The organism is Falsiroseomonas bella (genome assembly GCF_003173615.1).
In the GTDB taxonomy this organism is placed as follows: Bacteria; Pseudomonadota; Alphaproteobacteria; order Acetobacterales; family Acetobacteraceae; genus Falsiroseomonas; species Falsiroseomonas bella.
On the sequence record NZ_QGNA01000003.1, the window covers coordinates 397,034 to 413,331 of the forward strand.

Consider the following 16,298-nt stretch of genomic DNA (forward strand, 5'->3'; position numbering starts at 1 on the left):
CGGCGGCACTGTCATGTGGGCGGCGCCGGCCGCTGTGCGGCCGGATCCTCGATGCGTGGTCCATCTGTTGCACCGAGGGCGCCATGCGTCAGGCGTAGATCGGGAAGCGCCGGCAGAGCTCCAGCACGCGGCCCTTCACGCGCTCCTCGACCGCGGCATTCGCCTCGGGCGAATTGGCGGCGGCGAGGCCGTCCAGGACTTCGCCGATCAGGGTCGCGACCTCGCGGAACTCGGCCTCGCCGAAGCCGCGGGTGGTGGCGGCGGGGGAGCCCAGGCGGATGCCGCTGGTCACCATCGGCTTCTCCGGGTCGAAGGGGATGGCGTTCTTGTTGCAAGTCAGGTGCGCGCGGTTCAGCCCGCCTTCCGCCACCTTGCCCGTCAGCTTCTTCGGCCGCAGGTCCACCAGCACCAGGTGGTTGTCCGTCCCGCCGGTGACGAGGTCGAGGCCCTGCGCCTTCAAGCCCTCGCCCAGCGCCTTGGCATTGGCGACGACCTGCCTGGCATAGGCGCGGAATTCGGGCTTCAGCGCCTCCCCGAAGGCCACGGCCTTCGCCGCGATGACATGCATCAGCGGGCCGCCTTGGAGCCCCGGGAAGACCGCGCTGTTGAACTTCTTCGCCAGCGCCTCATCATTCGTCAGGATCAGGCCGCCGCGCGGGCCGCGCAGCGTCTTGTGCGTGGTGGTGGTGACCACATGCGCATGCGGGAAGGGCGAGGGATGCGCGCCGCCCGCAACCAGACCGGCGAAATGCGCCATGTCCACCATGAAATACGCGCCGACCTCGTCCGCGATCTGGCGGAACGCGGCGAAATCCCAGGTGCGGGCATAGGCGCTGCCGCCGGCGATGATCAGCTTCGGCTTCGATTCCAGCGCGATGCGCCGGACCTCCGCCATGTCGATCAGCTGGTCCTCGCGCCGGACCGTGTACGGCACCGGCTTGAACCACTTGCCCGAGAGGTTGGCGGGCGAGCCATGCGTCAGGTGGCCACCCGCCGCCAGATCGAGGCCCATAAAGGCATCGCCCGGCTGCAGCAGGGCGAGGAACACGGCCTGGTTGGCCTGCGCGCCGCTATGCGGCTGGACATTGGCGAAGCCGCAGCCGAACAGCTTGGTGACCCGCGAAATCGCCAGGTCCTCGGCGATGTCCACGAACTCGCAGCCGCCATAGTAGCGGCGGCCGGAATAGCCCTCCGCATACTTGTTCGTCAGCACGCTGCCCTGCGCGTCCAGCACGGCGCGTGAGACGATGTTCTCGGACGCGATCAGCTCGATCCCATCCTGCTGGCGGCCGAGTTCGAGATCGATGGCGCGGGCGAGTTCAGGATCGCTTTCCGCGACGCCCGCCTGGAAGAAGCGCGCCGGGGTCATCGCCGGGGTCTGCTGGTTCATCGCGGGCTCCAGTCGGGCGTGAGTTTGCGCACGCGGCGCTCATGGCGGCCGCCGGCGAAGGGGGTGGCGAGGAAGGCGCGCAGCGCATCGAGCGCAACCTCCGGCCCGGTCACCCGCGCGCCGACCGCCATGACATTGGCGTCGTTGTGCTCGCGGGAAAGCCGGGCGACCGTCATGTCATGCACCAGGGCGCAGCGGATGCCGGCATGGCGGTTCGCGGCCATCGAGATGCCGATGCCCGTGCCGCAGACCAGCACGCCGAAGCGTGCCCGCCCGTCCATCACCGCCTGCGCCACCGCATCGGCGAAATCCGGGTAGTCCACGCTCTCGGTGCCGGTCGTGCCCATGTCGAAGGTCGGGTGGCCGGCGGCCTGCAGCGCCTCGATCAGCGTCGCCTTCAGCGCGACGCCGGCATGGTCCGAACCGAGCGCGACCGGGACATCCTGGGGGGTCATGGGCTTAGCACTACCACGCCCGGTGGCCGGCCGGAACCACTGCCACAAGCTGTTGCGCGGCGGCGCGACGGGGGAATGGCTTGCCAGCCGCGGCCCCGGATGGAGAAAGCCGCGCCGGCCCTTCCCCAGCCCGCTTCGGCTGTGCCATCCCTGTGGGCGGCCAAGCACCGGAGGAATGCCCGTGACCTACACCAACCCGGAGACGATCGCGCTCCATGCCGGCTGGCGGGCCGATCCCACCACGGGCTCGGTCGCCGTGCCGATCCACCAGACCACCTCCTTCCAGTTCCAGGACACGGGCCACGCCCAGCGCCTCTTCGCGCTGCAGGAGCTGGGCAACATCTACACCCGCATCATGAACCCGACCGTGGACGTGCTGGAGCAGCGTGTCGCGGCGCTGGAAGGCGGCGTGGCCGCGCTGGCGCTGGGCTCGGGCCAGGCGGCGACGACCTTCAGCGTGATGAATCTCTGCCAGGCCGGCGACAACATCGTCAGCAGCACGGATCTCTACGGCGGCACCTGGAACCTCTTCGCCAACACGCTGAAGCAGTTCGGCGTCGAGGTCCGCTTCGTGGACCCGGCGGACCCCGAGGGCTTCGCGCGCGCGACCGACGCGAAGACCCGCTGCTACTACGCCGAGACGCTGCCCAACCCGAAGCTGCAGGTCTTCCCCATCGCCGAGGTCGCCGCCATCGGCCGGAAGCTCGGCGTGCCGCTGATCATGGACAACACGGCGGCGCCGGTGCTGTGCAAGCCGCTGGCGCTCGGCGCCGCGGTGGTGATGCATTCGACGACGAAGTTCATCGGCGGCCACGGCACCTCGATCGGCGGCATCGTGGTGGATGGCGGCAATTTCGACTGGGAAGCCCATGCGGAGCGCTTCCCCACGCTGAACACGCCCGACCCGTCCTATCACGGCGCGGTCTGGACGCAGGCGGTGAAGCCGCTCGGGCCCATCGCCTACATCATCCGCATGCGCACCTGCCTGCTGCGCGACCTCGGCGCGCCGATGGCGCCGATGAACGCCTTCCTGTTCCTGCAGGGCATGGAGACGCTGCCGCTGCGCATGGAACGCCACTGCGCGAACGCGCTGAAGGTCGCGGCGCATCTGGCGAAGCACCCGGCGGTCGCCCGGGTGATCCACCCCAGCCTGATGGAAGGCGAATGGAAGCGTCGCGCCGATGCGGCGCTGAAGGGCGGCTATGGCTCGCTGATGGGCTTCGAGCTCAAGGGCGGCGCCGAAGCGGGCCGCAAGTTCATCGAGGCGCTGAAGATGTTCTACCACGTCGCGAACATCGGCGACGCCCGTAGCCTGGCGATCCATCCGGCGACGACCACGCACAGCCAGCTCACGGTCGAGGAACAGGCGAAGACCGGCGTGACGCCCGGCTATGTGCGCCTGTCCATCGGCATCGAGCATATCGACGACATCATCGCCGATCTCGACCAGGCGCTGGCGGCCGCGTCGTGAACGCCTTCGAGAAGGGCCACGCCCAGAGCCTGGAGCAGCCGCGCCAGCAGGGCGCGTTCCCGGCGGTGCGGATGCGCCGCAACCGGGTGGACGCCTTCACGCGCCGCCTCGTGGCGGAGAACCGCCTTTCGGTGGACGACCTGATCTGGCCGATCTTCGTCATCGAGGGCACGGCGACGGAAACACCCGTCGCCTCCATGCCCGGCGTGAAGCGCGTCACGCTCGATCGGCTGGCCGCGCATGTCGAGCCGGCGGCGAAGCTCGGCATCCCGGCGCTGGCGCTGTTCCCCGCGACGCCCGCCGGGAAGAAGGACGCGGAGGGGACCGAGGCGAAGAACCCCGAGAACCTGATGTGCAGCGCGGCGCGTCTGCTCAAGAAGGAATTCCCGGAGCTCGGCCTGGTCGGCGACGTGGCGCTCGATCCCTACACGGATCACGGCCATGACGGCGTGCTGCGCGACGGCCCCGGCGGGCACTACGTGGCGAATGACGAGACGCTGGAGATCCTGGCGATCCAGTCCGTGATCCAGGCGGAAGCCGGCATCGACGTCATCGCGCCGTCCGACATGATGGATGGCCGCGTCGCGGCGATCCGCGCGGCGCTCGACGCGCGCGGCCTGATCCACACGCGGATCATGAGCTACGCGGCGAAATACGCCTCGGCCTTCTACGGCCCGTTCCGTGACGCGGTGGGATCGGGCGGCGCGCTGAAGGGCGACAAGAAGACCTACCAGATGGACCCCGCCAATTCCGACGAGGCGCTGCGCGAAGTGGCGCTCGACCTCGCGGAGGGCGCGGACATGGTGATGGTGAAGCCTGGCATGCCCTACCTCGACATCTGCCGTCGGGTGAAGGACGAGTTCCGCGTGCCGACCTTCGCGTATCAGGTCAGCGGCGAATACGCGATGATCATGGCGGCCGTGCAGAATGGCTGGCTGAACCACGAGAAGGCGATGCTGGAGAGCCTGCTCGGCTTCAAGCGCGCCGGCTGCGACGGCGTGCTGACCTATTTCGCCGTGGAGGCGGCGCGAATGCTTCGTCGTGCGTAAGCGCGCGGGGGAATGTCTTGCCTGAACGGGCGGCGCTGCGCCGACCCTGGCACGGCGCCTCCGACCGGCCCGAGGAGCCCGCGGTCGCCGCACTCCGCCTGCAGCGGGCGGAGGTGGATGCGCTGCTGGCCTTCCGCCACGCCGAGCCGGGCGAGGACGAAAACCTCGCCTGGTGGAGGCTGCAGCGCCTGCGCGTCGCGCGCCGTGCCCTGCTGCCGGAGACCGAGCGCAACCGCCTGCCGCCGCTGCCACAACCGCCCGTCCATGCGCTCTCCTGGTGGCAGGGCGTGAAGCTGCGGACCGGGCGGCTGCGCGTGGAGGAGGAATCGCCGCCCCGCGCGATCGCCCGCCGCCTCGGCACGTGAGCCGCACGCGCCGGCTGGCGGCGTGGCGCGCGGGGCTGGACGCGCGGGCGGCAAGGATCGCCGCGGCATGGGGCCTCGCACCCGGACCGATGCTCGCGGAAAGCCCGGCCGCGCGGGTGCTGGCGGTCGGCCCGGATCGCGTGCTGAAGCTCGCCCCGCCCGGCCAGGGCGTCGCGGCGGAGATCGCGGCACTCGGCGCGATGCAGGGGCGCGGCGCGGCGCGCCTGCTGCGGGAAGATGCGGCGGAGGGCGCTCTGCTTCTCGCCCGCGCGACACCCGGCACGCCCCTGCTCGACCTCGCCCGGCAGGACGACGACGCGGCGACGCGGATCGCGGCAGGGCTGGTCGCCGCCCTGCCCTGCCCGCCGCCCGACGGCGCACTTTTCGCCGAGGCCGCCGGCTGGGGCCGCGCCCTAGCCGCCGGTGCCGGCGTGCTGGCGACGGCGATGCTGGACCGCGCGGCGGGGCTGCTCCGCGACCTCGCCGCCGATGCGCCGCCGCTTGCGCTGCTGCATGGCGACCTGCACCACCGGAACATCCTGCGCGAGGGCGATGGCTGGGTGGCGGTGGATCCCAAGGGCCTGCTCGGCGAGCCCGCCGCCGAGGCCGCCTGCCTGCTCCGCAACCCGGCCGATCCCGCGCTGCTCGCCCGCGCGCCGCGACGCGCCGCGATCATCGCCGAGGTCGCCGGCCTGGACCCTCGGCGGGTGCTGGCCTGGGGCTATGCCGGCGCCGTCATCGCCGCCTGCTGGGCGGTGGAGGATGGCGCCGATCCGGCGCCCTGGCTCGCGGCGGAAGCGGCGCTCAGGCCGTCCATCCGCCATCCACCGCCACCTCGGCGCCCGTGACGTAGCTGGCCTCGTCGGAGGCGAGGAAGAGCACCAGCCGCGCCACCTCCTCCGGCTCGCCCGCGCGCTTCAGGGGCGTCGCGGCGATCACCGCCTGGTTCGTCTCTTCCGTGTTGGCCGCGATCATCGGCGTGTCGATCAGGCCGGGATGGACGGAGTTCACGCGGATGCGGTCGGCGGCGAGTTCCACCGCCGCGGTCTTGGTCATGCCGCGCACCGCCCATTTCGTGCCGACATAGGCCACCGCGCCGGGGAAGCCGCGCAGCCCGGCGATGGAGGAGAAGTTGACGATCGCCCCGCCCCCGCGGGCCCGCATCGCCGGCACCGCCGCCTGCATGCCGAGGAACACGCCAAGCTGGTTCACGCGGTAGATCCGCTCGAACAGCGCGAGCTCGGTCTCGGCGAGCGGCGAGGGCTCGTAGATGCCGGCATTGTTCACCAGCACGTCGAGCCCGCCGAAGGCGTCGCGCGCCGCGGCAACGGCTTCCCGCCAGGCGACGGGGTCGGACACGTCATGCCGCTGGAAGCGGGCGGCCGCGCCGAGCTCGCGGGCCAGCGCCTGGCCCTGCTCCTCCAGGATGTCGGTCAGCAGCACGCGGGCGCCCTCCGCCACGAAGAGCCGCGCCGTCGCCTCCCCCATGCCCCGCGCGCCACCGGTGATCAGCGCAACCTTGCCCTGCAGCCTGCCCATCCCTGCCTCCCCAATTCAATGCGTCTGCACGCATATTGTGGGCGGCCCGCCTGGTCGTCCCAGGCGGAGCCTGGCAGCCGGCGGTCACGGTATCGCGAGGGGCTCCGGCGCTCAGCGCGCCGCGTCGAGGAAGCCCGAAACCAGCGCGATCTGTGCCGGGTCCATCAGTGCCGGCGCGTGGCCGATGCCCGGCAGGGTGACCAGTTCCACCCCCGTCCGCGTCGCCATGTCGGCGGCGGTTTCCTCGTCCAGGATGTCGCTCTCGGCGCCCCGGATCACCAGGGTCGGCAGCCGCACCAGCGACCAGATGGCCGCGAGGTCCACCGGGCCGGTCGGCGCATCGCGGAAGGGCACGGCGATGTCGGGGTCGTAGTGGGTGGTGATGCTGCCATCCGGCAGGCGCCGCGCGCTGTGCTCGGCCAGGTGGCGCCACTCGGCATCCGTCAGCGGGCCGAAGGGGGCATGCACCTTGCGTAGATGCGCCTCCAGCGCCGGCACGTCGGGGAAGACGAGCCGCGTGCCGACATAGGCCGCGATCCGCTCGGCGGCGGTGGCCGGCACCCGGCTGCCGATGTCGTTCAGCACCAGGCGCCGCAGCGGCGTGTTGCGCCCCGCCGCGACCATCATGCCGCAGAGGCCGCCGAGCGAGGTGCCCACCCAGTCCACCGGCCCATCCAGCCGCGCCAGCAGATGCGCCAGCGCCACCACATAGGAAGGCGGCGTGTAGAGCATCGGGTCCGGCAGCCAGTCGGAGGCGCCGCGCCCCGGCAGGTCCGGGCACAGCACCCGCCGCCCCTGCGCCGCCAGCGCCGCGGCGAGCGCGTCGAAGTCCCGCGCGTTGCGCGTCAGACCATGCACGCAGACCACCGGCGCGCCCTGCTCCGGACCCCATTCGGTCCAGGCGAGCTGCTGGAACCCGCCGGCGAGCAGGTAGCGCAGGCGGTTCTGGCGGGGGATCATGGGCGCGCTTCCGATCCGCGGCTCAGACGACGCCCTTGTCCTTCAGCGCCTGCAGTTCGGCCGCGGACATGCCGAGCAGGCCGGACAGCACCTCCTCGGCATGCTCGCCGAGCTGGGGCGGGGGAATGCGGTAGTCGGCCGGCGTCCCGGAGAGCCTGACGGGGTTGGCGATCACCTTCACCGTCTCGCCCGAGGCATGCTGCAGCGGCACCACGCAGCCCCGCGCCTGCACATGCGGATCGGCGAAGACCTCGGAAAGCTTGTTGATCGGCCCGCAGCCGATCTTCCGCTCCTCCAGCGCCGCCACCCATTCGGCGGTGGTCCTGGACTGCATCACCGGGGTCAGCGCCTCCGTCACCGCGTCGCGGTTCGCGACCCGGTTCGCGTTGGTCTGGAAGCGCTCATCGGCCAGCAGCTGCTCGCAGCCGAAGGACTTGCAGAAGCGCTCGAAGGTCGGGTCGTTGCCGACGGACAGCACGATGTGCCCGTCCTTGGTCGGGAAGACCTGGTAGGGCGCGATGTTCGGATGCTGGTTGCCGAGGCGGGGCGGATTCTCGCCGGTCGCCAGGTAGTTCATGCCCTGGTTCGCCAGCCAGGCGACCGAGGTGTCCAGCATGCCGATGTCGATCTGCTGGCCCTGGCCGGTGCGCTCCCGGTGGCGCAGCGCGGCCAGGATGCCGATGCAGCCATAGAGGCCGGCGAACAGGTCCGCCACGGGCACGCCGACCTTCTGCGGCAGGCCGTCGGGCTCGCCGGTCAGGCTCATCACGCCGCCCATGCCCTGGATCAGCGCGTCATAGCCGGGGCGCGGGGCGTAGGGGCCGGTCTGGCCGAAGCCGGTGATCGAGCAGTAGATCAGGCCCGGATGCTTCGCCTTGAGCTGCTCGTAGCCCAGGCCGTATTTCGCCAGCGCGCCGACCTTGAAGTTCTCGACCAGGATGTCGCAGGTCTCGAGCAGCCGGTGGATGATCTCCTGCCCCTCGGGCGCGGCGATATCCAGCGTCAGCGACTTCTTGTTCCGGTTGACCCCGAGGAAATAGGCGCTTTCCTGGGTGTTGGGCCAGAACGGGGGCGCGAAGCCGCGGGTGTCGTCGCCGGCGCCGGGGCGCTCGATCTTGATCACCTCGGCGCCCAGGTCGCCCAGCATCTGCGTGCACGTCGGCCCCGCCAGCACCCGGGTGAGGTCCAGGACCCTGAGGCCCTTCAGCGGGCCGCTCGGCGCCTTCTCCATCTGCTTCTCGGTCCTCTCAGCTCGGCGTCCCGCCATCATTGCCGCGGGGGGTCTGGCGCCGCATGGTCGCGGGCCTCTATTAGGTCCCGATCCTGCGGGAGGAAACCCATGCTCGACCGCCCCCATCCGACGCCCGAAGCGCCCACCAACGACTGCTTTGCGCTCGCCAAGGCCCTGTCGGGGAATCACTTCATAGCGGGGCGCTACGTGCCGGCCCGCTCCGGCAAGACCTTCGCCGTCGTGAACCCCGCGACGGGCGAGGAGATCGCCCGCGCCGCGGAAGGCGACGCCGCCGATGTGGATGCCGCAGTGGCCGCCGCCGCGAAGGCGCAGAAGGAATGGGCCAAGGTCCCTGCGCGCAAGCGCGGCGCCATGGTGCATGCCTGCTCGGCCGCGCTGAAGGCGCATGTGGAGGAGCTCGGCCGGCTGATCGCGCTCGAGACCGGCAAGGCGCTGCGCACCGAATCGCGGGTGGAGGCCAATGTCGTCGCCGACGTCTTCGAGTTCTTCGGCGGCCTCGGCTCCGAGCTGAAGGGCGAGAGCGTGCCCTTCGCGCCGAACGTGCTCAGCGTGACGGTGCGCGAGCCGCTGGGCGTGGTCGGCGCGATCATCCCGTGGAACGTGCCGATGCTGCTGATGGCGCTGAAGGTCGCGCCGGCGCTGGTGGCCGGCAACACGGTGGTGGTGAAGTCCGCCGAGGAAGCCCCGCTCGCCGTGCTGCGCATCTGCGAGATTCTCAACCGTGTGCTGCCGCCCGGCGTGTTCAACATGGTCTCGGGCTTCGGCCCGGAATGCGGCGCGCCGCTGGTCTCGCATCCGCAGGTCAAGAAGGTGACCTTCACCGGCTCGGTCGAGACCGGGAAGATCGTCTACAAGGCGGCGGCCGAGAAGCTGATCCCGGTGACGCTGGAGCTCGGCGGCAAGTCGCCGATGATCGTCTTCGCCGATTGCGACTTCGACAAGACGGTCTCCGGCGCGCTGACCTCCATGCGCTTCACCCGCCAGGGCCAGTCCTGCACGGCGGCAAGCCGCATCTATGTGGAGCGCCCGATCTTCGACCGCTTCGTCACGGCCATGAAGACCGCCGTGGACAACATGGTCATGGGCGATCCGCTGGACGAGAAGACCGACATCGGCACCATCATCAGCGACGGCCAGTTCGAGAAGGTGAAGGGCTACATCGCGGAAGGCACGAAGACACCCGGCGCCACCGCCCATGTCTGCTCCGCCATGCCGAAGGACCCGGCGCTGAAGAAGGGGCTCTTCATCCAGCCCGTCATCTTCACCGGGCTCACGAAGGACAGCCGGCTGGTGAAGGAAGAAATCTTCGGCCCCGTCACCGTCATCCAGCCCTTCGACGACCCCGAGGCCGTGCTGGCCGAGGCCAATGACAGCGACTACGGCCTGGCTGCGAGCCTCTGGACCAACAACCTCAAGGTCGGGCTCGACCTCGCGCATCGGCTGGAAGCGGGCCTGGTGCAGATCAACCAGAACCTCGTGGTGCAGGCCAATCTCAGCTATGGCGGCGTGAAGCAGTCGGGCCTCGGCAAGGAGGCCTCGCTCGAGGCGATGCTCGAGCACTTCACGCACAAGAAGACCATCATGGTGAACATGGGCTGAGGCCGCGCGGGGCGGGACTCATGAAGCGGCGCGGCGCGTCATGAACGACCTGGCGTCCGATCGGCCTGCCGGCGAGGAGCCCGTCCAGGGCAGCCGCCGGCGCCGCCGGCGCCGCCGGCCGGAGGGCGAACCGCGCCGCCGGAGCGGAAAGCGGCGCCGGGAGTCCTCCTTCCTCGCCCCGCTTCTCCGCTTCGGCGGGCGGGTGGTGGGCTTCGTCGCCGTGCTGGCGATTCTTGCCGCCTTCTTCGCCCTGGCGCTGGTCTACACCAGCTTGCCCGATGCCTCGGAAGAGGCGGCGATCCCCGGCCTTTCCGCGCCCGTCAGCATCACCCTCGACGGCAACGGCATCCCGCGGATCACCGCGCAGACCGAGCGCGATGCCGCCATCGCGCTCGGCTGGCTGCACGCCCGCGACCGCATGTTCCAGATGGACGCCATGCGCCGCGGCGGCGAGGGACGCCTGGCCGAGATCGCCGGCGCCAGCGCGCTGCGGCTCGACCGCTTCACCCGCACCCTGGGCCTCGCGGAGCGCGCCCGCGGCGACCTCGAGAGCCTTTCGCCCGAGGCGCGCGACCTGCTGGAAGCCTATGCGCAGGGCGTGAACGCCCGGATCGCCGCCCGCGGCATGATGAGCGCGCCGGAATTCCTCGTTCTCGGAGAACCGGAGCCGTGGAAGCCGGAGCATTCGCTGCTGTGGGGCCGGGTGATGGGGCTTTGGCTCTCCGGCGCGTGGCGCCGCGACATCGAGCGGGCGCGCGCGGCGCGCCTGGTGGATGAGGACAGGCTGCCGATGCTCTGGCCGCAGGACCGGAGCAGCGGGCGGCTCGACCTGTCGGCGGTGCTGCCGCCCGAGGCGCTGGGCCGCATGCTGGCCCAGGTGCCGGTCTTCGGGGAGGACGCGCCCCTGCCCGACAGCGCCTCCAATGCCTGGGCGGTGACCGCCGCCCGCTCCGCATCCGGCGCGCCGCTGCTGGCCTCGGACCCGCATCTCGGCTTCCAGGCTCCGATCCTCTGGTACCTCGCCCGCATCGAGCTGCCCGGCGGGCGCTTCCGCGCGGGCGCGACGGCGCCGGGCGTGCCGGCCGTGGTGATCGGCCGCAACGAGCGGCTCGCCTGGGGCTTCACCACGACGCATTCCGACACCCAGGACGTGTTCATCGAGCGCCTGGTGGACCAGGACAGCTACGAGACCCCAGAAGGCCCCAGGCCCTTCCTGGTTCGGGAGGAGTTCATCGAGATCCGCGGTCGCCACGACCGCGAGCGCCTCGTCGTGCGCGAGACGCGCAACGGCCCCGTGATCAGCGACGTGGAGCCGCAGGCCGGGCTGCCGCACGACATGGTGCTGTCGGTGGCGATGGCGAACCTCGCGCCCGGCGACACCAGCGCGGACGGCCTGCTTGCGCTGAACCGCGCCACCACGCTGGCGGAGGCGCGCGCCGCGGCAGCGCGGGTGACCAGCCCGCCGCAGAACCTGATGGTGGCGGAGGCCTCGGGCGGCATCGCGCAGTATCTCGTCGGCCGCACGCCGATCCGCGAGGGCGGCGACGGCACGCTGCCGGTCCCGGGCTGGGATGGCGAGGGCGACTGGATCGGCTTCGTTCCCTTCGACGAGATGCCCCATCTGGAGAATCCCGCAAGCGGCATGCTCGCGGCCGCGAACAGCCGCCCGGCCCCGCCCGACCACCCGGTGTTCCTCGGCGAGCACTGGTTCGGCGACTGGCGGCTGCGTCGCATCGGGGAACTGCTCGCGGCGCGGCCAAGGCACTCGGCGTCCGAGTTCGCGGCGATGCAGAACGACACGCTCTCCCTGCTGGCCAGGGACGTGCTGCCGACGCTGCAGGCCATCCGCCCCAACCCGGCCTCCGCGCGCGCCCACGCGCTGCTGCGCGACTGGGACGGCACGATGACGGCCGACGCACCGCAGCCGCTGCTGTTCCACACCTGGCTGCGCGCCTTCCGCCGGCTGGCGCTGGAGCGCGGCGGCGCGACCTCCGCGGAGGGGCTGGCGGGCCCGGAATTCCTGGCCTTCCTGCTGGCGCGGGACGGCCGGGGCAGCGCCTGGTGCGGGGCGGATGCCTGCGCCTCGCTGCTCACCCGCTCGCTCGACGATGCCGTCCAGTCGCTGGAGGCGCGGCACGGCAGCAATCCCGCGGACTGGCGCTGGGGGGCGGTGCATGTCGCGCGATTCGAGCATCCTGTGCTGCGCTACGTCCCGCTGCTCGGCTCCGCCATCGCGCTGGCGGCGCCGACGGGCGGGGATGGGGAGACGGTGTCGCGCGGGGGCTTCCGCGGCACCGGCGATAATCCCTTCCAGCATGTCCACGGCGCCGGGCTGCGCGCCGTGTTCGACCTCGCCGATCCGGACGGGGTGCTCGTGATGATCGCGACGGGGCAGTCGGGACACCCGCTCTCCGACCATTGGGGCGACCTGCTGCAACGCTGGGGCGAGGGCGACGTTCTGCGCCTGGGCCGGTCGCCGCAGCGCGAGGCGGGACGCATCCGGCTCACGCCATGAGGAACCACCCGCGGGACTGTTGATTCGCCGCGTCACTCCGCCGAGACTGCAGGGACCGATGCTCCATCGCACCGCCCGCCGCCCGCAATTCTTCTACACGACGGCACCACTTCCCTGTCCGTACCTTCCTGGGCGGACGGAGCGGAAGATCGTGACCGAACTCGCCGGCGCGGATGCGGAGGCGACGCATGACCGGCTGTCCCGCGCCGGGTTCCGCCGTAGCCACAACATCGCCTACAGCCCGGTCTGCCCCGGCTGCCGCGCCTGCATCCCGATCCGCATCGTGGCCGGGCAGTTCCAGCCCGACCGCACGCAGCGCCGGATCATGCGCGTCAATGCCGACATAACCGCCTTCGAGATGCCGGCCCGCGCCTCGGCCGAGCAGTTCGGCCTGTTCCAGCGCTATCAGGCGGCGCGGCACGGCGACGGCGACATGGCCGCGATGGGCTTCTACGACTACCGCGCCATGGTCGAGGACACGCCGATCACCAGTGGCGTGGTCGAGTTCCGCGACACCTCCGGGCGCCTCGTCGGGGCCTGTCTGACGGACTGGCTCTCGGACGGGTTGTCCGCCGTCTATTCCTTCTTCGATCCGGCGGAGACCCGCCGCAGCCTCGGCACCCACGCGATCCTGTGGCTGGTGTCGCGGGCGCAGACCGTGTCCCTGCCCTATGTGTATCTCGGCTACTGGGTGCCGGAGAGCCGGAAGATGAGCTACAAGGCCCGCTTCCGGCCGAGCGAGGCGCTCACGGGCGGCATCTGGCGGATGCTGCCCGAGCACGCGGCGCCGGCCGTCGAGGAACAGCCCGCCGAGGGGCACGCAAAGGTCAGCGTCGGCGGCTGACCACGCCCGCGACGCGCTGGCGGGCGGAGGTCACGACTGTCGGGGCGAGCGCGTTGGGGTTCCGCGGCAAGGCGCTGCGCTCCGCGAGGATGGCGTCCGCCGCGCGGCTGATTCGCGCCTCGAGCGCCGCATCGGGCTCACCTTCCGGCGGACCGAATATCGCCACGAGCAGTTCCAGCGTCTCGTCGCGCGCGCGATCGCGGACCGGCCCTGCCTCCGGCATGGCACGCGCGAGCGAGTCGAGCAGGTCTCGAATCCCGGGTCCGGTCACCACGCAAGCCTCCTTCCCGCCGATCACGGCGTGGCTGGCTGACAGCCGCCTTCGAAGAATTGGCTTGCCCCGGCTCCCCGGCCCAAGGCGCGCCGGGCATGAACGCATGCCCGGCCGTTCCGCACAAGTGACAGATTGAGTCGCCTGCCGGGATGCGCGGCGGCGCGATCATGCCAAGCGCACGAAGTTCGGAGCTGCGGCACGAAGGGCCGAGCGCGCGAATACGCGCCGCGCCGCACGGCGCGAAGCCAAGGGCCGCGGACGCGGCCCGCCCGGCGTATGAGGGGCACAAAGGTGAAGCCTTTGTGCGCGCGGTATCATACCCCGAAGCGGCGGTTGCGCGGGAAGCCGGGCGGCGGGCTCTTGCCGGCGCCGGCGCGCTGGCCGCGCCAGCTCCGCAGGTCGGTCTCCACCCGGACGCCGCTGCCATGGCGCCAGGCGAGGCCTTCCTTGGACTTGAACACCTGCGCGTCCTTCAGCTCGCCATCCTTGAGCCCGATCAGCTGCACGCCGCGGCCGCGCGCCATCTCCGGCACCTGGTCGAGCGGGAAGACCAGCAGGCGGTCATTGGCGGTGACCGCGACGCTGTCGCCCTCGGCCGGGATGCAGACGCAGGCCTCCTTCGGCGGGTCCACCAGCAGCACCTGCTTGCCGGTGCGCTTCTCCGCCAGCAGCTCCTCGCCCTTCACCACGAAGCCCTTGCCGTCCGTCGCGGCGAGCAGCCACTTCGCGCCGTCCTCATGGACGAAAAGCGTCACGATCGCGTCCTCGTTGCTGAGGTCCACCATCAGCCGCACCGGCTGGCCATCGCCGCGGCCGCGCGGGATGGCGTCGGCCTTGAGCGTGAAGGCGCGGCCATTCGTCGCGAACAGCACGATGCGGTCGGTGGTCTGCGCGTGCAGGCGGAACTGCTCGGAATCGCCTTCCTTGAAGCGCAGCTCCGCCTCGTCCGGCAGGTGGCCCTTCTGGGCGCGGATCCACCCCTTCTCGGAGAGGATGACGGTGATCGGCTCCTTCTCGACGAAAGCCAGCTCGTCCACCGCAACCTCCGGCAGCGCCGCGCCGGGGGTGGTGCGGCGCTTGCCGAGCGCGCCGTCGCCGAATTTCTGGCGCGTCGCCTCGAGCTCCTCGGCGATCGCATCCCAGCGGGCCTTTTCGGACTTCATCAGGCCCTGCAGCTTCTTCTGCTCCGCCGAGAGCCTCTTGTGCTCCTTGCGGATCTCCATCTCCTCGAGCTTGCGCAGGGCGCGCAGGCGCATGTCGAGGATGGCGTTGGCCTGCACCTCCGTCAGGCCGAAGGCCGCCATCAGCGCTTCCTTCGGCTTGTCCTCCTCCCGGACGATGCGGATGACCTCGTCCAGGTTCAGGTAGACGATCAGATAGCCGTCGAGGATCTCGAGCCGCCGCGCAATGGCGGCGAGGCGATGCTCCGTGCGGCGCACCAGCACGACATGGCGGTGGTCGAGCCAGGCGCGCAGCACGTCCTTCAGCGCCATCACGCGCGGCGTGCGGTCGGCGTCGAGCACGTTCATGTTGAGGGGGAAGCGGCTCTCCAGCGCGGTCGCGCGGAACAGCGTCTCCATCATCACCTTGGCGTCCACTGTGCGGGACTTCGGTTCCAGCACCAGCCGCACGACATCCGTGCTCTCGTCGCGCACATCGCCGAGCAGCGGGAGCTTCTTCTCCTCCATCAGCTGCGCGATCTGCTCGATCAGGCGCGACTTCTGCACCTGGTAGGGGATCTCGGTGACGACCACCTGCCAGGTGCCGTTCTTGAGCGGCTCCACGTCCCAGCGGGCGCGCAGGCGGAAGCCGCCGCGGCCGGTCGCATAGGCCTCGCGGATCGCTTCCTTCGATTCCACCAGAATGCCGCCGGTCGGGAAATCCGGGCCGGGGACGTGCCTGAGCAGGTCGTCCACCGTGGCGTCCGGGTTGCGCACCAGTTCGAGCGCCGCACCGCAGAGCTCGCCGGCGTTGTGTGGCGGGATGGAGGTGGCCATGCCCACGGCGATGCCCGCCGCGCCATTCGCCAGCAGGTTCGGGAAGGCCGCCGGCAGCACCAGCGGCTCCTTCTCCTCCCCGTCATAGGTGGGGCGGAAATCGACGGCATTCTCCTCGATGCCGTCGAGGAGCGCCTGCGCGACCTCGGTCAGCCGCGCTTCCGTGTAGCGCATGGCCGCGGCGTTATCGCCGTCGATGTTGCCGAAATTGCCCTGGCCCTCGACCAGCGGGTAGCGCGCGGCGAAATCCTGCGCCTGCCGCACCAGCGCCTCGTAGATGCTGCTGTCGCCATGCGGGTGATACTTGCCCATCACGTCGCCGACGATGCGGGCGCATTTCTTGAAGCCTGCCTCGGGGTCCAGCTTCAACTGGTGCATCGCATAGAGCAGGCGGCGATGGACCGGCTTCAGCCCGTCCCGCACATCCGGAAGCGAGCGGCTGACGATGGTGGACAGCGCATAGGCCAGGTAGCGCTCGGAGAGCGCATCGGCGAGCGGGGTCTCGTGCGAGGACCCGCCGGCGGGCGGCGTCTTGATGTCGTCGGGCATGCTGCGGCTGATTCGCGCTTCGTTCCTGTCGGGAGGCGT

General features: G+C 71.0%; 14 protein-coding genes. 7 read left to right on the plus strand and 7 right to left on the minus strand.

Features of this window, described 5'->3' with window-relative positions:
* Positions 1–88 precede the first annotated feature (88 nt).
* On the minus strand, positions 89–1,390 hold the full coding sequence (glyA, locus tag DFH01_RS14460; RefSeq protein ID WP_109871164.1) for a serine hydroxymethyltransferase: 1,302 nt from the start codon (positions 1,388–1,390) through the stop codon (positions 89–91).
* Positions 1,387–1,845 (minus strand): ribose 5-phosphate isomerase B, encoded by a 459-nt coding sequence (gene rpiB, locus DFH01_RS14465; RefSeq protein WP_109871165.1) that lies wholly within the window; start codon positions 1,843–1,845, stop codon positions 1,387–1,389. Before rpiB ends, glyA begins: the two co-directional genes overlap by 4 nt.
* A 175-nt stretch (positions 1,846–2,020) precedes the next feature.
* Between rpiB and DFH01_RS14470 the strand changes: the two genes are divergently transcribed.
* From DFH01_RS14470 to DFH01_RS14485, 4 genes are all read left to right on the plus strand, one after another.
* Positions 2,021–3,316 carry an O-acetylhomoserine aminocarboxypropyltransferase/cysteine synthase family protein gene (locus tag DFH01_RS14470; protein WP_109871166.1) on the plus strand — a complete coding sequence of 432 codons (1,296 nt, stop codon included), beginning with the start codon at positions 2,021–2,023 and terminating at the stop codon, positions 3,314–3,316.
* Between the two features lie 71 nt (positions 3,317–3,387).
* Positions 3,388–4,365: a porphobilinogen synthase gene (gene hemB / locus DFH01_RS14475; RefSeq protein WP_109871629.1), complete on the plus strand. Its 978-nt coding sequence runs from the start codon at positions 3,388–3,390 to the stop codon at positions 4,363–4,365.
* A gap of 17 nt (positions 4,366–4,382) precedes the next feature.
* Positions 4,383–4,730 carry a hypothetical protein gene (locus tag DFH01_RS14480; RefSeq protein WP_109871167.1) on the plus strand — a complete coding sequence of 116 codons (348 nt, stop codon included), beginning with the start codon at positions 4,383–4,385 and terminating at the stop codon, positions 4,728–4,730.
* Positions 4,727–5,578, plus strand: coding sequence for an aminoglycoside phosphotransferase family protein (locus tag DFH01_RS14485; protein ID WP_146217063.1), 852 nt, complete (start codon positions 4,727–4,729; stop codon positions 5,576–5,578). Before DFH01_RS14480 ends, DFH01_RS14485 begins: the two co-directional genes overlap by 4 nt.
* On the opposite strand, the gene DFH01_RS14490 is transcribed toward DFH01_RS14485, so the two are convergent.
* The 3 genes from DFH01_RS14490 to DFH01_RS14500 form a co-directional block, all read right to left on the minus strand.
* Complete coding sequence (locus DFH01_RS14490) at positions 5,535–6,269, minus strand: glucose 1-dehydrogenase (RefSeq protein ID WP_109871169.1); 735 nt, start codon at positions 6,267–6,269, stop codon at positions 5,535–5,537. The two genes, DFH01_RS14485 and DFH01_RS14490, sit on opposite strands and share 44 nt — an antisense overlap.
* A 111-nt stretch (positions 6,270–6,380) precedes the next feature.
* On the minus strand, positions 6,381–7,229 hold the full coding sequence (locus DFH01_RS14495) for an alpha/beta fold hydrolase (RefSeq protein ID WP_199231239.1): 849 nt from the start codon (positions 7,227–7,229) through the stop codon (positions 6,381–6,383).
* 22 nt (positions 7,230–7,251) lie between these two features.
* Positions 7,252–8,460, minus strand: a complete 1,209-nt coding sequence (locus tag DFH01_RS14500; protein WP_109871170.1) for a CaiB/BaiF CoA transferase family protein — start codon at positions 8,458–8,460, stop codon at positions 7,252–7,254.
* 108 nt (positions 8,461–8,568) lie between these two features.
* Between DFH01_RS14500 and DFH01_RS14505 the strand changes: the two genes are divergently transcribed.
* The 3 genes from DFH01_RS14505 to DFH01_RS14515 are packed head-to-tail and all read left to right on the plus strand — an operon-like array spanning position 8,569 to position 13,439.
* Positions 8,569–10,080, plus strand: coding sequence for an aldehyde dehydrogenase family protein (locus DFH01_RS14505; RefSeq protein WP_109871171.1), 1,512 nt, complete (start codon positions 8,569–8,571; stop codon positions 10,078–10,080).
* Between the two features lie 40 nt (positions 10,081–10,120).
* Entirely contained in the window at positions 10,121–12,595 is a 2,475-nt protein-coding gene (locus DFH01_RS14510) for a penicillin acylase family protein (RefSeq protein WP_109871172.1), read from the plus strand.
* Between the two features lie 58 nt (positions 12,596–12,653).
* Positions 12,654–13,439 (plus strand): arginyltransferase, encoded by a 786-nt coding sequence (locus tag DFH01_RS14515; protein WP_109871173.1) that lies wholly within the window; start codon positions 12,654–12,656, stop codon positions 13,437–13,439.
* Here DFH01_RS14515 and DFH01_RS14520 read toward each other — a convergent pair.
* Together DFH01_RS14520 and parC are read right to left on the minus strand one after the other, a co-directional pair.
* Entirely contained in the window at positions 13,423–13,710 is a 288-nt protein-coding gene (locus DFH01_RS14520; protein ID WP_146217064.1) for a hypothetical protein, read from the minus strand. The genes DFH01_RS14515 and DFH01_RS14520 overlap by 17 nt on opposite strands.
* Before the next feature lie 317 nt (positions 13,711–14,027).
* Positions 14,028–16,259, minus strand: coding sequence for a DNA topoisomerase IV subunit A (gene parC / locus DFH01_RS14525; protein WP_109871175.1), 2,232 nt, complete (start codon positions 16,257–16,259; stop codon positions 14,028–14,030).
* Between the last annotated feature and the right edge of the window lie 39 nt (positions 16,260–16,298).